An 18,367-nucleotide genomic window follows, 5' to 3' on the forward strand; every position below is an offset into this window, starting at 1 on the left:
ACTAGCGGTGCCTCCGCGCCGCGCCGGCCGTCCGGCAACGGGAGGTACCTCATGACCACCGCCGGAGACATCATGCACCGCGGCGCCCAGTGGATCCCCGCACACGAGACCCTGGACCGCGCCGCACAACTGATGCGGCAGCTCGACGTCGGCGCGCTGCCCATCAGTGACGAGAACGAGCGGCTCTGCGGCATCCTCACCGACCGCGACATCGTGGTCGGCTGCGTGGCGATGGGACACGACCCGTCCCGGACGACCGCGGGCGACATGGCCAAGGGCACGCCACGCTGGATCGACTCCGGCGCGGGCGTCGACGAGGTCCTCCAGGAGATGAAGAACAGCCAGATCCGCAGGCTCCCGGTCATCGACAACAAACGCCTGGTGGGCATGATCAGCGAGGCCGACCTCGCCACACACCTCACCGACGACCAGCTCGCGGGCTGGGTCGAGAGCGTGTACGCGAAGAGCTGACCACCGCTCGCCGCCCCGCCGCCGGCCCTATCCCTTGGCGTCGCCCTTGGCTGCCACGGCTGCCACCGAGAACGTGCCCTCGTCCGTCACCCCGTAAAGGACGCCCCCCAACGCCACCGGGGCCGTCCCGCTCGGAGACCGGTCGTCGACCGAACCCGCCTTGGCGTCCTCGGCGTCCTTGACGAAGGAAGGCGCCGAACGCCAACGCTCCCTGCCCGTCCGTATGTCGACGGCGATGACACTGCTGTCGGGCATCGTGGCGTACAGGGTGTCGCCCCGCACCGACGGCTCGCTGAAGATCCGCAGTTCGCGCGAGGTCGTCCACAGCGGCTTGCCCCGCTTGAGGTCGAGCGCGAGCACGGTCTCGTTGGCGTAGTCGAAGAGGTACATGGCGTCGCCGCGCACCAGCGGCGGCGCCTCCGGCTCGACCGCCCAGGGGAAGTCGATGCCGCGCACCTTCCCCGACGTCAGGTCCTGGATGAAGAACCGCGAGGAGACGCCCGAATCGTCCTCCCAGCGCGCGAAGTACCCCTTGCCGTCGTGCACCGTGGCCAGCCACAGGTCGCCCTTCGGCGCCTTGATCCCGCCCAGCTTCCGGCCGGTCCGCGCGTCATAGCGGGCGATCTCGGACGAGCCGGGGTCGCCCTTGCGCCCGGCGATCCGCAGATCGGCGAAGAGCGAGCCGTCCGGACCCGCGTAGAACGCGCCCGCCGAGTCGCTCGTCACCTCGTGATGCCACAGTTCCCGGCCCGACCGCGGGTCGTACGCCGTGTACGTCGACGTGGTCGAAGCGCTCAACTCGCCCTTGTGCACGACGACTACGCCACTCAGATACCGGAACTCCGCGTGCGGGCCAGGCAGCCGCCACAACCGCTTGCCGCTCTTCGCGTCGTACGCGTCGACTCCCTGGGAGCCCTCCGCGCTGTACGTGAACACCGTGCCGGCGCCCACCACCGGCTCGGTGATCGAATAGCCGGAGACCGACTTGGGGCGGTGCATCGGCTTCGTCCAGCTGACCTTGCCCGTCAGGGGGTCGCGCCGGGTCAGCGCCGTGGTCGACGAGGCGCAGAAGATGCCTTGCGCGTGCGGCGTACAGGACTCGGACGAGGGCATCATGTCGTCGGAGTCCTTCGCGGCGGCGACGTGCCACGGCTTCCAGCCCTCGGGGACGCTCGCCGCGGCGTGCGCGCCGCCCCCGCCGGAATCCTTGCCGCCCATGAACGCCGCGGAGACTCCTGTGGCGATCAGCGCCGCGACGACGCCGGCGAGAGCGATCTTGAACCGGCGCCCGCGGGGCGGGCGCCGAGTGGTGGCGGCAGTGGCCGTCGCCGACAGGGCGAAGGTCACGTCACCGGCCGCGGGCTCTCCCTCTACCCGGTGCGTACGTTCTCGTGGCTCGCCTCTGGGTTCGCCTAGTGGCTCGCTCTGCGGTCCCTCGTCCGGCAGTGCGGCCAGTGCGTCAAGCACCTGTACGGGAGTGGGCCTGTCCTGCGGTGACTTGGCGAGGCAGGACATCACCAGGGGGCGCAACGTCTGGGGCAGCGCGCCCAGTTCGGGGTCGTTGTGCACCGTCTGGTAGGCGGCCAGATATGCGTTCTCCGCCTCGAACGGGCTGCGTCCCGTGGCCGCGTACACCAGCAGGGCGCCGAGGGCGAAGACGTCGACCGGCGGCCCGACGTCGCGCGGGTTGCTGAACTGCTCCGGTGCCATGAACGGCGGTGACCCCATCACGAGGCCGGTCTGCGTCCGCACATCGCTCTGCGCGGCACGGGAGATGCCGAAGTCGATGACGCGCGTCATGCCGCCGTCACCACGCCCGTCGCCGCCGTCCGCGCCGCCCGCGGAGTCCAGCAGCAGCACATTGCTCGGCTTCAGGTCGCGGTGCACCACCTCGGCGCGGTGGATCTCCCGCAGCGCCTCGGCCAGTTCGCCGCCGAGCCGTTTCAGCTGCGGCCAGTCCAGCGGTCCCTGGTCGGCGATGCGCTGGGCGAGTGTGTCGCCGGGAACGTACGCCGTGGCCATCCAGGGCAGCGCGGCCTCCGGGTCGGCGTCCACGACCGGCGCGGTGAAGGCGCCGCTGACCCGGCGTGCGGCCTTGACCTCCTGGCGGAAGCGGGCACGGAACTCCGGGTCGTCCGCGTACTGGGTGTGGACGACCTTGACCGCGACCGCGCGGCCCGACGCCGAGCGTCCCAGATAGACGACGCCCATGCCGCCGGTGCCGATCCGCGACTCGATCCGATAGCCGCCGATCGACTCCGGGTCACCCTCGCGCAGAGGCATCGGTCACCTTCCCCCGTTTTCCCCCGTAGTTGGCATGGCCCGTACAGCCTAGAGCCAGCCGCTGCGGCGGAAGCCGCGATAGAGCGTGAAGCAGATGGTGGCGATGACGCCGACCACCAGTCCGTAGCCGTACTTCCAGTGCAGTTCGGGCATGTGGTCGAAGTTCATGCCGTACAGACCGCAGATCATCGTCGGCACGGCGATCACGGCGGCCCAGGCGGTGATCTTCCGCATGTCCTCGTTCTGCGCGACCGTCACCTGTGCGAGGTGGGCCTGGAGGATGGAGTTCAGGAGCTCGTCGAAGGCGGCGATCTGCTCCGTGACCCGCTTGAGGTGGTCGTCGACGTCCCGGAAGTAGGCCTGTATCTCCGGGGCGATCGGCCGCATCGGCTGGGTGGAGAGTATCTGCAGCGGGCGGCCGAGCGGCACCACGGCCCGCTTCAGCTCGAGGAGTTCGCGCTTGAGCTGGTAGATGCGGCCGGGGTCGGCGCGCTCCCCTTCCTTGGAGAACACGTCCATCTCCACCTGGTCGATGTCGGCCTGCACCGCGTCCGTCACCACGAGGTAGTCGTCCACGACGTGGTCGGCGAGCGCGTGCAGCACCGCGCCGGGGCCCTGGGCGAGCTGCTCGGGCGCGGATTCGAGCTCCTCGCGCAGCGGGCCGAGCGAGCCGTGGCGGCCGTGCCGCACGGTGATCACGAACTCCTTGCCGACGAAGACCATGATCTCGCCGGTGTCCACCACCTCGCTGGTCGCGGTGAGTTCGGCATGCTCCACGTAGCAAACGGTCTTGAAGACGGCGAACAGCGTCTCGTCGTACCGCTCGACCTTCGGCCGCTGGTGGGCGTGGACCGCGTCCTCCACGGCCAGCGGGTGCAGGTCGAAGAGTTCGGCGATGCCGGCGAACTCCTCCTCCGTCGGCTCGTGGAGGCCGAGCCAGACGAAGCCGTCGCCGCTCTTGCGGACGCGCTCGACCTCCTCGACGAGATCGCGGCCGCCCTCCTGGCGCACGCCCTTCCGGTATGTCACGCACTTCACCACCGCCGAGCCCAGGGGGGAGCGGGCGGGGTGGCTCAGGTCGACACGGTTGTGCTTGCGCACGAACTGGGCGACCCGCGCGACTTTCCGCAGGCCGCCTACCTTGCGGAGGTTCCCTACCTTTCGCAGGTTGCCTGCCATCGACATGCGTGGCTCCTCGTTCTCGTTACTTGGCGTGCCAGTCTGCCAGTACGTTGCGACAGTGTGGCGGGACCCTGTGGGAACGGAAGACTCCGCTCCGGGTGCTCGGGGCTGCCTCCCGGGAGTAAGCCGGACAATCGTGATAATTGCGTCATGACGCTCATCGACGGCTATCTGACCGGCAATCGCAATCGGCTTCCCGTGGGGGCGGGCGCGGGGCAGTGCTCCGAGGCATTCTCCGCGCTCTTCGACCCCACGACCTTCCGGCACATCGAGCGGCTCGGCATCGGGCCGGGGTGGCGCTGCTGGGAGGTCGGCGCGGGCGGCTTCTCCGTCGTCTCCTGGCTCGCCAAGCGGGTCGGCCCCACGGGGCGGGTCCTCGCGACCGACACGGACATCTCCTGGCAGACGTCGGCCGCCCGGCCGCCGGTGGAGGTGCGCACGCATGATGTGGGGGCGGACGTGCCGCCCGCCGGGGGCTTCGATCTCGTCCATGCGCGGCTGGTGCTCGACCGGGTGCCGGACCGGGAGTCGGCGCTGCGGTCGATGATCCGGGCCCTGCGGCCGGGCGGACGCCTGCTCGTCGAGGAGGCCGATCCGGCCCTTCAGCCCCTGGCCTGCCCGGACGAGCACGGGCCTGCGGAGCAGTTGGCGAACCGCCTGCGGCACGCGCTCATCGCGGAGCGCGGCGCCGGCCTCGCGTATGGCCGCGGGCTGCCCCGCCTGCTGCGCGCGGCGGGCCTGCGGCAGGTGGAGGCCGACGCGTACTTCCCGCTGGCCTCGCCTGCCTGCGCAGCCCTGGAAACGGCCACGATCCAACACTCCCGTACGTCCCTGACGGCCGCGGGCCTGGCCACGGAGTCGGACATCACCGACCACCTGGCAAACATCACCGCAGAGCCCCTGGACCTGGCCACGGCCCCCTTGATCTCGGCCTGGGGCAGAAAGCCTTAACGAACCCCATACGGAGAGCCCCGCCAACCCTCTCCCTTCCACCCACCCGACCCGATCACCCCGCACCTGAACGAACAAGCCTTTCCCACCCACCCGCCCGATTGCCCTGCGGCGCAAGGGGGCGGGTCGGGGAAGGCGCAGCCCGGGCTGGACGGACGGCGAGGACGGGCATGTCCGCGTGGCCCGACCCGCGGCGGAGCGGTATTCCTACCCCGGCCTGCCTCCCACCAGTTCAACGGCCCGCGCCCCCGCCCGGCACCCCTCCGCCAAAGCCTCGCAGAGCCCCGCGCCGCTCAGTCGCGAAGCGAGGAACGCCCCCGTGAACGCGTCGCCCGCCCCCGTCGAGTCCCGCGCAGCGGCAGGCAGCGCGGGAACCTCGGCCCGTACCTCACCCCCCTGGGCGACCAACGCCCCCGCCGACCCCCGCTTGACCACCACCACGGGAAACCGCCGACTCAACTCCCCGGCCACCTCCGCCAACCCGGCAGACCCAGCAGATCTCCCCGCCCCAGGCGCCCCTGCCAGCAGCCTTGCCTCCCCCTCACTGGGCAACAGAACCTCCGCCCCCTCCACCCCCGCCAGAAACCGCTCCGCACCCATCCCCGCCAGGAACCCCGCCGACGCCGGATCCACGCTCACCGGCACTCCACGCGCGCGTGCCGACGCCATCGCCGCACACGCTGCCGCCCGGCTCGGGCCCGCGAAGAACAAGTAGCCCGACAGGTGCAGCCACCCGACCCCGTCAAGGAGGTCCGGTGACCAGTCCGTGGGCGACAGGCGCCGTGACGCGCCGCCGTCCGTCAGGAACGTCCGCTCGGCCTTGCCGCCGGCACCCCCGTCCACCAGGCATATCACCGTCCCCGTAGGCGCTTCGGAGTCGACGACGAGCCGCGAACGTACGCCCGCCCGCGTGAGCGCCTCCTCGTGCCAGGCGGCCGAATCCGCGCCCACCCGCCCGAGCAGCCGCACCTCGTCGCAGCCCCGGGAAGCCGCCCAGCACGCCACATTGGCGCCCGCACCGCCCGGCACCGTACGGATCGCCGCAGCCGTGTCCGTACCCGGAGCGAGCGGCGAACCGTGCCGCGCGACGATGTCGGTGACGACGTCACCGACGACCAGCAGCGCCCCGCCCCGCCGCGACGTCACCGCCCGGCCCGGGCCGCCGCGATCCGCCCCGCGAGCCGGACATTGCCCCGTACCGCCGCGAGATTCGCGCTGAGCGAAGCTCCGTCGGTGCGCCGCACCAACTGGTCCAGGAGGAAGGGAGTGACCGCCTGCCCGGTGATGCCCCGCTCGGCGCACGCCTCCAACGCCTCGGCGAGCACGCGCGCGTGCAGCGCGGGATCGAGCTGCTCGGACGGGGGTACGGGGTTCGCCACGAGCAACGCGGACTCCGGACCGCCGACGGCGTCCTGGGCCCGCATCACCGCCGCGACCTCCGCGGGCGTACGCAGCGTCCAGTCCACCGGATGCCCGGAGTCGGTGAGGTAGAAGCCGGGGAAGCGGTCCGTCCCGTACCCCGCAACCGCGATGCCCAGCGTCTCCAGGCGCTGCAACGTCGCCGCCACGTCCAGGATCGACTTCACGCCCGCGCAGACGACAGTGATGCGCGTGCGGGCGAGCAGCCCCAGGTCGGCGGACTCGTCCTGCGTCACCGTCCACTCCCGGTGCACCCCACCGAGCCCGCCCGTGGCGAATACCCGCACGCCCGCCCGCGCGGCCAGCAGCGCCGTCGCCGACACGGTCGTCGCCCCGCTCGCGCCCGCCGCGACCGCGAGCGCCAGGTCACGGTGGCCCAGCTTGCGTATGCCGTCCTCGTTCGCGACCCGCTCCAACTGCTCCTTGTCCAGGCCGACATGGGGCCGCCCGTCCAGGACGGCGATCGTCGCCGGGACGGCACCCTCATCCCGTACGATCTCTTCGAGCTCACCCGCCACCTGGAGATTGCGCGGGCGCGGAAGCCCGTGCGCGATGATCGTGGACTCCAGGGCGACGACGGGCCGCCGGTCCCGCACAGCCGCCTGTACCTCGTCGGACACCACCAAGTCGGACACCACCAACACGGGCCTGCCTCCTGCCAGTCGGGTCTTCCCTCATCCCTGGCGAGCGGCGCGCCCCGCCAAACCCTTGCGACGCCGGGGACGGGACAGCAGCCTGAGGGCATGACGGACAACACGACACGTCTCGACCACGTCGTCCTGTGGGTGCGCGATCCCGCCGCGGCAGCCGACTTCTACGAGAAGGTGCTGGGCCTCGAACCCCTGCGCGTCGCCGAGTTCACCGCGGGCAAGGTCTCGTTCCCCTCCGTACGGCTCAACGAGGAGACCATCTTCGACCTCGCCCCGCTGACGCTCGCCGAGCGCATGCGCATGGTGCCGGACGCGGACAAGAGCGCGGGCCACCCGGTCAACCACGTCTGCCTCGCCCTGGCGGAGACCGACTTCGAGGCGCTGCGTGCCCGCCTGGAGGAGCGCGGTACGCCGGTGTCGGACATCTCGGAGAACGCGTTCGGCGCCCGGGGCGCGGCCCGCCGCAGTTTCTACTTCCGCGACCCGGACGGAAACATCTTCGAGGCGCGGCACTACGGAGAAGAGTGACGCGGCACTACGGAGAAGAGTGAGCACTACGGAGAAGGAGTGCGAGGGAGCAGAAGAGGCCGACCCGTTCCGTGGCCCCGCGCGACCCCCGGCTAGGGTGACCCGCCATGACCACGAATGATCAAGCCGCCACGCCCTCCTTCGCCGTGCACATTCCGGATGCCGACCTGGAGGCCGAGCCGCTCGACCCCGGGCAGATCGTCTCCGGCACCCCGGAGGTCACCGGCAAGGTCCTGTGGGAGTCGGCCGACGGCAAGCAGCTGCGCGGCATCTGGCAGATCACGCCCGGCGTGGTCACCGACACCGAGGCCAACGAACTCTTCGTGGTCGTCAGCGGGCGCGCCACCATCGCGGTCGACGGCGGCGACGTGATCGAGGTCGGCCCCGGCGACGCGGCCGTCCTGCGCGAGGGCGACCGTACGACGTGGACCGTGCACGAGACGCTGCGCAAGGCGTACCACATCACGCTCCCGTGACGAGGGGCGGACGGTCCCGGGGAGCAGCCACGCGCCCCGGAATCAGGCCTTCTTGAGCGCCCGCCGCAACGCGAGCGCCGCCAACGGCAGCAGCACGCAGACGCCGATGAGGTTCAGCCAGCCGTAGCTCGCCCGCGCGACGACGAGGCCGGCCGCCGCACCCCCGATGCCCGCCGCCGTGTTCATGGTCAGGTCCGACAGACCCTGTACGGCGGCTCTGGCGGGCTGCGGCACCGAGTCCGTGAGCAGCGCGGATCCGGAGACCAGGCCCGCGGACCAGCCGAGGCCCAGGACGAAGAGACCGGCGGCGGTCCTGCCGTGCGCGGGCCCCGCCGTGCCGGCGAGCAGCGCGGCGCAGCACAGCAGTCCGACCGCGAGACCGATCACCGAGAGCCGCCCGAAGCGGTCGGCGAGCCAGCCCATCAGCGGCGAGAGCGCGTACATGCCCGCGATGTGACCGCTGATGACCAGGCCGACCAGCTGCAGGTCCGCGCCGTGGTGTCCCAGGTCCACCGGGGTCATGACCATGATCGAGACCATCACGGTGTGCGACGCGGCCACCGTCACCAGGGCGAGCCGGGCCATCGGTGAGGCGGCCACCGCGGCGACACCGGCCCGCAGCGAGCGGCTCTGCGCGGAGTGGTTCTCCTGCGGGGCGAGCGCGCGGGCGGTGAGCAGCGGGTCGGGCCGGAGCAGCACCGCCACCACGAGACCGGCGACGGCGAAGATCCCGGCGGCGAAGAGGAAGGGCCCTGCGGCCACGGGTATGGAGGTGCCGGAGAAGGCGCGACTCGTGGGCGCGGCGATGTTGGGGCCGAGTACCGAGCCGATGGTGGTGGCCCAGATGACGAGCGAGATGGCACGGCCGCGCCGTTCGGGCTCGGCGAGGTCGGCCGCGGCGAAGCGGGCCTGGAGGTTGGCCGATGAGCCCGCCCCGAACCCCGCCATGCCGACCAGCAGCAGGGGAAAGCTCTCGATGACGGCGGCGAGCACCACGAGCCCGGCTCCCAGCGCGCCGATCAGATACGCGAGGACGAGGCCGGGCCGCCTTCCGCGTGAGGTGATCAGGGCGGCGAGCGGCAGCGAGAGCAGGGCCGTACCGGCCACGGACGCGGTGGGCGCGAGGCCGGACAGCGCCTCCGTGCCGCTCACCTCGGTCGCCAGCATCGGGGCCAGGGCGATGCCGATCGGTACCCCGAGCCCGCCCAGTATCTGACTGGAGACCAGCACCGCGGTGGTGCGGCGGCGCAGGGCGGGCAGTGCCTCGGGCGCGGGTATGTCAGGAGCGTCGAGGGTCGAGGTCACTGACGCAGTGTGCCAGCGCTTCCGTAAGCGGGAAACACAGTTTTCAGGGTGTGCTCGGGCCGTCAGAACAGCGGCTGCGGCAGCACCCCTTCCAGGGCGAGGAGCTGTCGCTTGGTCTCCACGCCGCCCCCGAAGCCGCCGATGCCGCCGTCGCTCTCGACGACCCGGTGGCACGGCACCACGACCGGCAGCGGATTGGCGCCCATCGCCATGCCGACGGCCTGGGCCGCACCGGGCTGCCCGACGCGGCGGGCCAGATCGCCGTAGCCCACCACGGCGCCGTACGGAACGGTCGTCAGTTCGCGCAGGACCTGGCGGTTGAACCCGGAGATCAGCGACCAGTCGAGCGGCAGCGCGAAGTCGTGCCGCTCGCCCGCGAAATAGGCGGCGAGCTGGCGTATGGGTTCGGCGAGGAGAGGGGAGTCGGCCGCCTCGACCGGCTCGGCGCCGAGGCGGGAGCCGAGCCGCTCGACCGCGGCGTCGCGCACCGCTTCCGTGGCGTGGAAGACGACGGTGACCAGACCGTCGTCCGTCGCGGCGAGCATCAACGGGCCGATGTCGCTGGCGACGACGGCCCACACCACCTGCCGCGGGCCGTCCTGCTCCGGCCCGCCCTGCCCGTGCTGCCCCATGGCGTTCATGTGGACCACCGTACGACCGGCCACTGACAACGCCGCCCCGAGCAAGCCCGCAGCCTGCTCCGAGCAAGCCCGGGGCCCGCCCCGAGGAGTTCCGGAGCAGGCCCCGCGGCAGTGCTCCGTCAGCCGGAGACAGCCTTGCCGGAGACAGCCTTGCGCACGACGTCAGGCGTGTTCGTGATGATGCCGTTCACCCCGAAGCCCGCCACCCGCTGCGCGGCGGCCGCGTCGTTCACGGTCCAGGTGAAGATCTCCAGGCGCTTGCGGTGCGGCCCCTTGAGCGCGTGTATCGCGGCGACGTACTCACGGGAGATCGAGGTGTGCGTCGAGTTGATCTGGTCGGAGAACTTGGCGTACTCGGGCAGATCGGCGACCGCGGGCGTGCCGAGGAAGCCGGTCTTGATGTCGGGCCGCAGCTTGTGCACCGTCTTGACGCTGTCCGCGCTGAAGCTCTGGATGACGAGCTTGCTCTTGACGTGGTGCCGGTCCAGCCAGCCCGTCTTGCGCAGGACGGCGAGGCCCTGCTTCTCGATGCCCGGGTACAGCTCGGGCTTCTTGAACTCGAACACGAGGCTCTGGTGGTTGCGCGAGACCCGGTTCATGTACTGCTTCAGCGTCGGCACCCGCTGCCCCGCGTACTTCGCGCTGAACCAGCTGCCCGCGTCCAGCGTGGCGATCTCCTTCGCGGTGAAGTCCGCGACCTTCCACGGCGCGCGGTCGGGGAAGCGCTCCTCGACGTTCGTCGTCCGCTTCAGGGTGTCGTCGTGCATGATCACGAGCTCGCCGTCCTTGGTGCGCTGGACGTCGTTCTCCACCCAGCGGAACCCCATGTCAGCCGCCTTGTCGATGGCTGCGAAGGTGTTCTCGGGGGCGTAGGCCGAAGCACCCCGGTGCGCGACGACCAGGGGCCGCTCGTGCGAGGCGGACGTCTGCGCCGACGGCCGGTCGGCGGCGTGAGCGGTGGCGGAGGGGAGGGTGAGTGCACCGGCTCCCAGAAGAGCGGCAGTGGTGGCAGCGGCAACGCGTGCGTACAACGGTGACTCCTCGCGATGTGCGGGCACGGACCGGTTGAGAGTGACAGTTCACGGCCAACGCGAGACAGGTGCAGGATGGCCACAGGTTGAACGGAGACAGCCGGGTTGATTTCGCGGAAAATAGTTCGCAAGTTCCGGAGTGAGCTTTACTCTCTGCGTCAGCCCACGGCCTGTCAGCGGATAGCCGGCCGGGGCCACTTGGGTGCAATCCCGGACATTTAGACTCAATAGGCGGAAGGGCTACCGCGGATGCAGGGCACGGTCGACGGTTTCAGCTATGGACTTGTCACGCCGGTGGCGGCGTACCTCATGGCGTGTCTCGGCGGAGCGCTCGGCCTGCGCTGCACCACCAGGTCGCTCCTGGTCGCGCACTCCTGGCGGCCCGGCTGGCTCGCTCTGGGGTCGGCGGCGATCGGCTCCGGCATCTGGACGATGCACTTCATCGCGATGATGGGCTTCTCCGTGGAGGAGGCCCCGATCCACTACGACAAGGCGCTGACCTTCGCGAGTCTCGCCGTGGCCATCGTCATGGTCGGCATCGGGATCTTCATCGTGGGATACCGCGGCGCCACCGGGACGGCGCTGTTCACCGGGGGAACGATCACCGGCCTCGGCGTCGCGTCGATGCACTATCTGGGAATGGCCGGTATGCGTCTTCGCGGGACGCTGGAGTACAACACCTTCACCGTCTCGGCGTCCGTGGTGATCGCTGTCGTCGCCGCCTGTGCCGCCCTGTGGGCGGCCGCGCAGGTCAGAGGTTTCCTGTGGAGCCTGGGCGCGAGCCTCGTCATGGGCCTCGCCGTCAGCGGCATGCACTACACAGGAATGGCCGCCCTCCGGGTCCATCTGCACGGCTCGTCCGCCGCGCCGGTCGGCGGGGACTCGCCCGCCGAGCTGCTCGCGCCCATGATGATCGGCCCGCTCGCCTTCCTGCTCCTCGCGGGTGTCATCGTGATGTTCGACCCGCTGATGGTGATGGGCAAGGCGGACCTCCAGAGCGCCGCACAGGGACAGCGCGCCCCCTACCCCGTCCCGCGCTCCGGCGACCGGCACGACCCCCGGGCGGGCCGCAGGCCCCCGCAGCACCCCGGCTCCAGGACCCCGCAGAGCTGGTGATCCGACCCCGTTGTCAGTGCGGGGTCGTACGGTTGGTTCCATGCGGCCCGTATCCAAGATCGAACGCACGGTGGCGCCTTTCGAGGTCGTCAGTGACTACCAGCCAAGCGGCGACCAGCCCACGGCCATCGCCGACCTGGAGCGGCGTGTCCGCGCAGGTGAGAAGGACGTCGTCCTGCTCGGCGCGACCGGCACCGGCAAGTCGGCCACCACCGCGTGGATGATCGAGAAGCTCCAGCGCCCCACCCTCGTGATGGCGCCGAACAAGACGCTGGCCGCCCAGCTGGCAAACGAGTTCCGAGAGCTCCTGCCGAACAACGCGGTGGAGTACTTCGTCTCGTACTACGACTACTACCAGCCCGAGGCGTACGTCCCGCAGTCGGACACGTACATCGAGAAGGACTCCTCGATCAACGAGGAAGTCGAGCGCCTGCGCCACTCCGCGACGAACTCGCTGCTCACCCGGCGAGACGTGATCGTGGTCGCCTCCGTCTCCTGCATCTACGGCCTCGGCACCCCGCAGGAGTACGTCGACCGGATGGTCTCGCTCAAGATCGGCGACGAGATCGACCGCGACCAGCTCCTGCGCCGCTTCGTCGACATCCAGTACACGCGCAACGACCTGGCGTTCACCCGGGGCACCTTCCGGGTCCGCGGCGACACCATCGAGATCTTCCCGGTCTACGAAGAGCTGGCCGTCCGTATCGAGATGTTCGGCGACGAGATCGAGGCGCTCTCCACGCTGCACCCCCTCACCGGCGAGGTCATCAGCGACGACGACCACCTGTACGTCTTCCCGGCCTCGCACTACGTGGCGGGCCCGGAGCGCATGGAGAAGGCGGTCACCGGCATCGAGAAGGAGCTCGCCGAGCGCCTCACCGAGCTGGAGAAGCAGGGCAAGATGCTGGAGGCCCAGCGCCTGCGCATGCGCACGACGTACGACCTGGAGATGCTCCGCCAGATCGGCTCCTGCTCCGGCATCGAGAACTATTCGATGCACTTCGACGACCGCGAGCCCGGCTCCGCGCCGAACACCCTCATCGACTACTTCCCCGAGGACTTCCTGCTCGTCATCGACGAGTCGCACGTCACGGTCCCGCAGATCGGCGCGATGTACGAAGGGGACGCCTCCCGCAAGCGCACCCTGGTGGACCACGGCTTCCGGCTGCCGTCCGCGCTGGACAACCGCCCGCTGAAGTGGGAGGAGTTCCTGGGCCGCATCGGCCAGACCGTCTACCTGTCGGCGACCCCGGGGAAGTACGAGCTCTCGCGCGGCGACGGCTTCGTCGAGCAGATCATCCGCCCCACCGGCCTCATCGACCCGGAGGTCGTGGTCAAGCCCACCGAGGGGCAGATCGACGACCTGGTGCACGAGATCCGCACGCGCACCGAGAAGGACGAGCGCGTCCTGGTCACCACGCTCACCAAGAAGATGGCCGAGGACCTCACCGACTACTTCCTCGAACTGGGCATCCAGGTCCGCTATCTGCACAGCGACGTCGACACCCTGCGCCGCGTCGAGCTCCTGCGCGAACTGCGCGCCGGTGAGTACGACGTCCTGGTCGGCATCAACCTCCTGCGTGAGGGACTCGACCTGCCCGAGGTCTCCCTGGTGTCGATCCTCGACGCAGACAAGCAGGGATTCCTGCGCTCCGGCACCTCCCTGATCCAGACGATCGGCCGCGCGGCGCGAAACGTCTCCGGCCAGGTCCATATGTACGCGGACAAGGTCACCCCGGCGATGGAGCAGGCCATCGACGAGACCAACCGCCGGCGCGAGAAGCAGATCGCGTACAACAAGGAAAAGGGGATCGACCCGCAGCCGCTGCGCAAGAAGATCAACGACATCGTGTCGGCGATCGCGCGCGAGGAGGTCGACACGGAGCAGCTGCTCGGCACGGACTACCGCAAGGCCAAGGACGGAAAGGACGCCAAGGCGCCGGTGCCCGCGCTGGGCGGCAAGGCGAACAAGGCCGCCAAGGGCAAGGCCGCCGAGAAGGTGCCCACGGACCGGCCCGCCGCCGAACTGGCCGAGCAGATCGAGGAGATGACCGCGCGGATGCGCGCGGCCGCGGCCGACCTGCAGTTCGAGATCGCCGCACGGCTGCGTGACGAGGTGTCAGAGATGAAGAAGGAGCTCAGGCAGATGAGGGAGGCGGGGCAGGCGTAGGCGTACTGCCTGGTGTGTTGCAAGACCGACACAAAGTGCTGCCCGCGATACGGCACTGTCAGTGCCTCTGCGTAGGGTGCTGGGCAACCGCACAGACCGGCGGTTGCCCGGGTAGTTCGAGAGGGGACAGCGCGTGACGGTCAACATGACCAAGGGTCAGGCCATCAGTCTGCAGAAGGACGACGGGGGCGCCCTGACCGCGGTGCGCATGGGGCTCGGCTGGCAGGCCGCCCCGAGGCGGGGCCTGTTCGGCACGCGTACGCGCGAGGTCGACCTGGACGCTTCGGCGGTCCTGTTCGCCGACAAGCAGCCGGTGGACGTCGTGTTCTTCCGTCACCTCGTCAGCGACGACGGTTCCGTGCGGCACACCGGTGACAACCTCGTCGGCGGCGCCGGCCAGGGCGGGGACGACGAGTCGATCCTCGTCGACCTGCAGCGGATCCCGGTCCACATCGACCAGATCGTCTTCACGGTGAACTCCTTCACGGGCCAGACGTTCCAGGAAGTGCAGAACGCGTTCTGCCGCCTGGTCGACGAGACCAACGGCCAGGAGCTCGCCCGGTACACGCTCGACGGCGGCGGTCAGTACACCGCGCAGATCATGGCGAAGGTCCACCGCGCGGGTGCGGGCTGGCAGATGACGGCCCTCGGCAATCCCGCCAACGGCCGCACCTTCCAGGACCTGATGCCGTCGATCCTGCCGCACCTGTAGGTCACGCGGCACCAGTAAGTACAGAGGGCACGAGGGGGACTAAGGCGATGACGGCCGAGCTGGTCCGGGGGCAGAACCACCCGCTTCCCGGGACCCGTCTGGAGATCCGGGTCTCGGTCGGCAAGCCGATCGTGGCGGGGGTCACGCTCAGCGACGGCCGGGGCAAGGTGCGCGGCACGGACTGGGTGGCCCATCCCGGCTCGCCCACGCTGCCGGGCCTCGAAGTGCCGAGGCAAGCAGCCGCCGACCACCGCCTCGCGGTGGACCTCGGCGCCGTGCCCGAAGCGGTGCACCGGGTCAACGTCCTGCTCGCGCTGCCCGTCGGCGTCGGGGGACCGGCCAGCTTCGGCTCCCTCGCCGCCCCCTTCGTGGCCGTCACCGCGCTGGACGGCTCCGAGGTCGCCAGCTACACCATCACCGACCTGAACGCCGAGTCCGCCGTCGTCGCCCTGGAGCTCTACCGCAGGCACGACGCCTGGAAGGTGCGCGCCGTCGGCCAGGGCTATGCGGGCGGTCTCGCCGACATGCTCACCGACCAGGGCCTGGCGCAGGCCCACGAACTGGCGGGCAAGATCAACGAAGCGGTGGCCCGCGGTCTGGCCCGCTCGGTGGCCGCACCACCGCCCCGCCCCTCGGACGAGGCCCGCGTGCGGGCGACCGGGCAGACCGCCCCGACCCCCGTAGCGCCCGGCCCGGAAAGCGCCCCCCAGCCCGCCCCGGCGACGCACCAGCCGGGCGACGCGAGCAGCACGGCCGGCGGCCCCGTCAACTACACCCACCCGAGTCGCCAGACCAGCGCACCGCCGCCGCCCCCGCCGACAGCGGCCCCGCCCGAGCCGGGTAAGGCCGCCCAGCCCGTGGCGGGCGACGCGACCGGCTGGTCCATGGAGGAGCGGCTTTACAACCAGGTGTGGGGCATGTTCGAGGACCTGGCCCGCTCCACGGCCGCGTACCGCAGCGCCGTCGACTTCGCCGAGTCGCGCATGGACCAGGAGCTCGACAAGGTCCTCTCCGACCCGCGCAGCCGCATCGGCAACACCGGGGACCTCGCGCGCGAGGCCGCCCGCACCAAGCACGGCCTCCTCGTCGACCGGGCCAGGGAAGCCCTCGACCGCGACCTGGGCCAGCTCGTCGCCGAGTCCGAGGTCGTCGAACCGGCCCTCCCGATGGCGTACGCCGGCTGGGACAGCCCCGTCTGGCACGCGTACCGCACCCCCATGGAAATCCCCATGGCCCTGCGCCTGGGCGACCTCCACCTGCCCGAGCGCCCCGATCTGCACATCCCGATGCTGGTCCGGCTGCCCCTGGAGCGCGGCCTGTGGATCGACAGCGGCCGCTCGTCGGGCACGGACTCCCTGGCCGACGCGGACCAGCTGCGCCGCCTGGCCATGGACAGCGCGGTCGCGCACGCCGCACGGCTGCTCGCGGTCTATCCGGCGGGCGAGTTCACGGTGCACGTCATCGACGCGGCGGGCGCCGCGGCCGGCGCGCTCTCCCCGCTGGTGACGGCGGGCGTGCTCGACGAGGCCCCGGCCGCGGGCGCGGCAGGCGTATCCGCCGTGCTCGCCAAGCTCACCCAGCGCGTGGACCTGGTGCAGATGGCGGTCCGCGCGGGCGCCGCCGACGCGCTGCCGCCGGACCTGGACACCGCCGAGCAGCTCCTGATCGTCAACGACTTCCCGCACGGCTTCGACGACCGCGCCGTGACCCAGCTGCGCTACCTCGCGGACGAGGGCCCCGCGGTCGGCGTGCACCTCATGCTGGTCGCCGACCGCGAGGACGCCGCCGAGTACGGCCCGCTGCTCGACCCGCTCTGGCGCGCGCTCCTGCGCCTGACCCCGGTGGCCGACGATCACCTCGCCGACCCCTGGGTGGGCCATGCGTGGACGTACGAACCACCGATGACGCCGCCCGGCAGCCGGGTGCTCCAGGACGTCCTGAACCAGGTCGCGCACGCCCGGCGCACGGGCGGCCGCTGACGCGTCGGCGGGTCCGGTGAGCCGCCGTATCGACTGACGGTAAAGCGACTTTTGCACCCGCTTGACCTGCGCCTTTGGCCGTTGCTTGCCATCTCCTTTACTAAATCTTGGTGTTTCGCGTACTCTTCTTGCAGCGGAGGGGAGTACTCCCGAACGCGACGTGCCCGTCAATACGGATCGCCATCGATCCCGGGGCGTCGGCCCGCGGGGCGGTGAGCCGCCTCGGGTGGAAGAGACCTCCGGCAGCGACGACGCTGATCAGTAGCCGTACGACGCCGGAGGCGCAGTGGACGTTTCAATGACCCTTTGGGTAGTGACCATTCTTGGTCTCTGTGCCCTGATCGCGGTCGACTTCTTCATCGGCCGCAAGCCGCATGACGTATCCATCAAGGAAGCCGGAATCTGGACGGTCGTCTGGATCGCGCTCGCCGCGCTCTTCGGAGTGGGCCTGCTGATCTGGGGCGGCGGCCAGGCGGGCGGTGAGTTCTTCGCGGGCTTCATCACCGAGAAGTCGCTCAGCGTCGACAACCTCTTCGTCTTCATCCTGATCATGGCGAAGTTCTCGGTGCCGAGCCATCTCCAGCAGCGGGTGCTGCTGTTCGGTGTGCTGATCGCGCTCGTACTGCGAGCGATCTTCATCGCCGCCGGCGCCGCGGTCATCGCCAACTTCTCCTGGGTCTTCTACATCTTCGGCGCGTTCCTGATCTACACCGCCTGGAAGCTCATCCAGGAGGCGCGCTCCGACGACGAGGAAGAGGAGTGGGAGGAGAACCGCCTCCTGAAGGCCGCCGAGAAGAAGTTCGGCGTCGCCGACCAGTACCACGGCACCAAGCTGTTCATCCAGAAGAACGGCAAGAAGATCATGACGCCGCTCATGATCGTCATGCTCGCCATCGGCACCACCGATGTGCTCTTCGCGATGGACTCGATCCCCGCGATCTTCGGCCTCACCCAGGACCCGTACATCGTCTTCACGGCGAACGCCTTCGCCCTGATGGGTCTGCGCCAGCTGTACTTCCTCATCGGCGGACTGCTCAAGAAGCTGGTCCACCTCAGCTACGGCCTGTCGGTCATCCTGGGCTTCATCGGTGTGAAGCTGGTGCTGCACGCCCTGCACGAGAACGGGGTGCACGTCCCCGAGATCTCCATCCCTGTCTCGCTCGGCGTCATCTGCGGTGTCCTGGTCATCACGACGATCACCAGCCTCATGGCCACCAAGAAGCAGGACGCGAAGGAAGCGGCCGAGGGCAAGGACAAGGCCGACGAGAATCCGAAGGACAGCATCGGGGCCTGACGGCATCCGGCGTAGGAGTTACCAGCACGGCCAGTGGCCCGCGGCTCATTGCCGCGGGCCACATGGCGGGCGTGCTTGGTCGTATGTAGTTCGTACAGGTGATCGAGTTAGAGACCGACCGTATAGACGACATTCGGTACGTGATAGAGCAGGAGGTTC

General features: G+C 70.3%; 16 protein-coding genes. 9 read left to right on the forward strand and 7 right to left on the reverse strand.

The window, feature by feature from the left end; all coding sequences use genetic code 11:
- Positions 1-51: 51 nt before the first annotated feature.
- On the forward strand, positions 52-471 hold the full coding sequence (locus ACWFR3_RS17770) for a CBS domain-containing protein (protein ID WP_453735501.1): 420 nt from the start codon (positions 52-54) through the stop codon (positions 469-471).
- A 27-nt stretch (positions 472-498) separates the two neighbouring features.
- Here the strand turns inward: ACWFR3_RS17770 and ACWFR3_RS17775 are convergent, their stop codons facing one another.
- Positions 499-2,754, reverse strand: a complete 2,256-nt coding sequence (locus ACWFR3_RS17775; RefSeq protein ID WP_453735502.1) for a serine/threonine-protein kinase — start codon at positions 2,752-2,754, stop codon at positions 499-501.
- A 48-nt stretch (positions 2,755-2,802) separates the two neighbouring features.
- Complete coding sequence (gene corA, locus ACWFR3_RS17780) at positions 2,803-3,939, reverse strand: magnesium/cobalt transporter CorA (RefSeq protein WP_453735503.1); 1,137 nt, start codon at positions 3,937-3,939, stop codon at positions 2,803-2,805.
- Between the two features lie 147 nt (positions 3,940-4,086).
- On the opposite strand from corA, the gene ACWFR3_RS17785 reads away from it, so the two are divergent.
- Complete coding sequence (locus ACWFR3_RS17785) at positions 4,087-4,887, forward strand: methyltransferase domain-containing protein (RefSeq protein ID WP_453735504.1); 801 nt, start codon at positions 4,087-4,089, stop codon at positions 4,885-4,887.
- Positions 4,888-5,094: 207 nt separating this feature from the next.
- Here the strand turns inward: ACWFR3_RS17785 and ACWFR3_RS17790 are convergent, their stop codons facing one another.
- On the reverse strand, positions 5,095-6,033 hold the full coding sequence (locus tag ACWFR3_RS17790) for a carbohydrate kinase family protein (protein WP_453735505.1): 939 nt from the start codon (positions 6,031-6,033) through the stop codon (positions 5,095-5,097).
- Positions 6,030-6,941: a pseudouridine-5'-phosphate glycosidase gene (locus tag ACWFR3_RS17795; protein ID WP_453735518.1), complete on the reverse strand. Its 912-nt coding sequence runs from the start codon at positions 6,939-6,941 to the stop codon at positions 6,030-6,032. Before ACWFR3_RS17795 ends, ACWFR3_RS17790 begins: the two co-directional genes overlap by 4 nt.
- Before the next feature lie 108 nt (positions 6,942-7,049).
- On the opposite strand from ACWFR3_RS17795, the gene ACWFR3_RS17800 reads away from it, so the two are divergent.
- Positions 7,050-7,484 (forward strand): VOC family protein, encoded by a 435-nt coding sequence (locus ACWFR3_RS17800; RefSeq protein WP_453735506.1) that lies wholly within the window; start codon positions 7,050-7,052, stop codon positions 7,482-7,484.
- Between the two features lie 107 nt (positions 7,485-7,591).
- Positions 7,592-7,960, forward strand: a complete 369-nt coding sequence (locus ACWFR3_RS17805; RefSeq protein ID WP_453735507.1) for a cupin domain-containing protein — start codon at positions 7,592-7,594, stop codon at positions 7,958-7,960.
- Positions 7,961-8,002: 42 nt separating this feature from the next.
- Here ACWFR3_RS17805 and ACWFR3_RS17810 read toward each other — a convergent pair whose 3' ends face one another.
- The 3 genes from ACWFR3_RS17810 to ACWFR3_RS17820 form a co-directional block, all read right to left on the reverse strand.
- Complete coding sequence (locus ACWFR3_RS17810) at positions 8,003-9,265, reverse strand: MFS transporter (RefSeq protein ID WP_453735508.1); 1,263 nt, start codon at positions 9,263-9,265, stop codon at positions 8,003-8,005.
- A 62-nt stretch (positions 9,266-9,327) separates the two neighbouring features.
- Positions 9,328-9,897: a methylated-DNA--[protein]-cysteine S-methyltransferase gene (locus ACWFR3_RS17815; RefSeq protein WP_453735519.1), complete on the reverse strand. Its 570-nt coding sequence runs from the start codon at positions 9,895-9,897 to the stop codon at positions 9,328-9,330.
- 128 nt (positions 9,898-10,025) lie between these two features.
- Positions 10,026-10,937 carry a glycerophosphodiester phosphodiesterase gene (locus tag ACWFR3_RS17820; RefSeq protein ID WP_453735509.1) on the reverse strand — a complete coding sequence of 304 codons (912 nt, stop codon included), beginning with the start codon at positions 10,935-10,937 and terminating at the stop codon, positions 10,026-10,028.
- 249 nt (positions 10,938-11,186) lie between these two features.
- On the opposite strand from ACWFR3_RS17820, the gene ACWFR3_RS17825 reads away from it, so the two are divergent.
- The 5 genes from ACWFR3_RS17825 (at position 11,187) to ACWFR3_RS17845 (ending at position 18,208) form a co-directional block, all read left to right on the forward strand.
- Complete coding sequence (locus tag ACWFR3_RS17825) at positions 11,187-12,053, forward strand: MHYT domain-containing protein (RefSeq protein WP_453735510.1); 867 nt, start codon at positions 11,187-11,189, stop codon at positions 12,051-12,053.
- Between the two features lie 40 nt (positions 12,054-12,093).
- Positions 12,094-14,223 (forward strand): excinuclease ABC subunit UvrB, encoded by a 2,130-nt coding sequence (uvrB, locus tag ACWFR3_RS17830; RefSeq protein ID WP_453735511.1) that lies wholly within the window; start codon positions 12,094-12,096, stop codon positions 14,221-14,223.
- Between the two features lie 133 nt (positions 14,224-14,356).
- Positions 14,357-14,935 (forward strand): TerD family protein, encoded by a 579-nt coding sequence (locus ACWFR3_RS17835; RefSeq protein ID WP_135335405.1) that lies wholly within the window; start codon positions 14,357-14,359, stop codon positions 14,933-14,935.
- 47 nt (positions 14,936-14,982) lie between these two features.
- Entirely contained in the window at positions 14,983-16,914 is a 1,932-nt protein-coding gene (locus tag ACWFR3_RS17840) for a TerD family protein (protein ID WP_453735512.1), read from the forward strand.
- A gap of 286 nt (positions 16,915-17,200) precedes the next feature.
- A complete protein-coding gene (locus ACWFR3_RS17845) occupies positions 17,201-18,208 on the forward strand; it encodes a TerC family protein (RefSeq protein ID WP_453735513.1) in 1,008 nt (335 codons plus the stop codon).
- Positions 18,209-18,367: the final 159 nt, after the last annotated feature.

It is taken from the genome of Streptomyces sp. NPDC055189 (assembly GCF_053606765.1).

Bases quoted from the DNA above. Each gene is read 5' to 3' on its own strand.
- corA (WP_453735503.1), bottom strand. From the start codon at position 3,939: ATGTCGATGGCAGGCAACCTGCGAAAGGTAGGGAACCTCCGCAAGGTA.
- ACWFR3_RS17785 (WP_453735504.1), top strand. From the start codon at position 4,087: ATGACGCTCATCGACGGCTATCTGACCGGCAATCGCAATCGGCTTCCC.
- ACWFR3_RS17800 (WP_453735506.1), top strand. From the start codon at position 7,050: ATGACGGACAACACGACACGTCTCGACCACGTCGTCCTGTGGGTGCGC.
- uvrB (WP_453735511.1), top strand. From the start codon at position 12,094: ATGCGGCCCGTATCCAAGATCGAACGCACGGTGGCGCCTTTCGAGGTC.
- ACWFR3_RS17840 (WP_453735512.1), top strand. From the start codon at position 14,983: ATGACGGCCGAGCTGGTCCGGGGGCAGAACCACCCGCTTCCCGGGACC.
- ACWFR3_RS17770 (WP_453735501.1), top strand. From the start codon at position 52: ATGACCACCGCCGGAGACATCATGCACCGCGGCGCCCAGTGGATCCCC.
- ACWFR3_RS17775 (WP_453735502.1), bottom strand. From the start codon at position 2,754: ATGCCTCTGCGCGAGGGTGACCCGGAGTCGATCGGCGGCTATCGGATC.
- ACWFR3_RS17825 (WP_453735510.1), top strand. From the start codon at position 11,187: ATGCAGGGCACGGTCGACGGTTTCAGCTATGGACTTGTCACGCCGGTG.
- ACWFR3_RS17815 (WP_453735519.1), bottom strand. From the start codon at position 9,897: ATGGGGCAGCACGGGCAGGGCGGGCCGGAGCAGGACGGCCCGCGGCAG.
- ACWFR3_RS17805 (WP_453735507.1), top strand. From the start codon at position 7,592: ATGACCACGAATGATCAAGCCGCCACGCCCTCCTTCGCCGTGCACATT.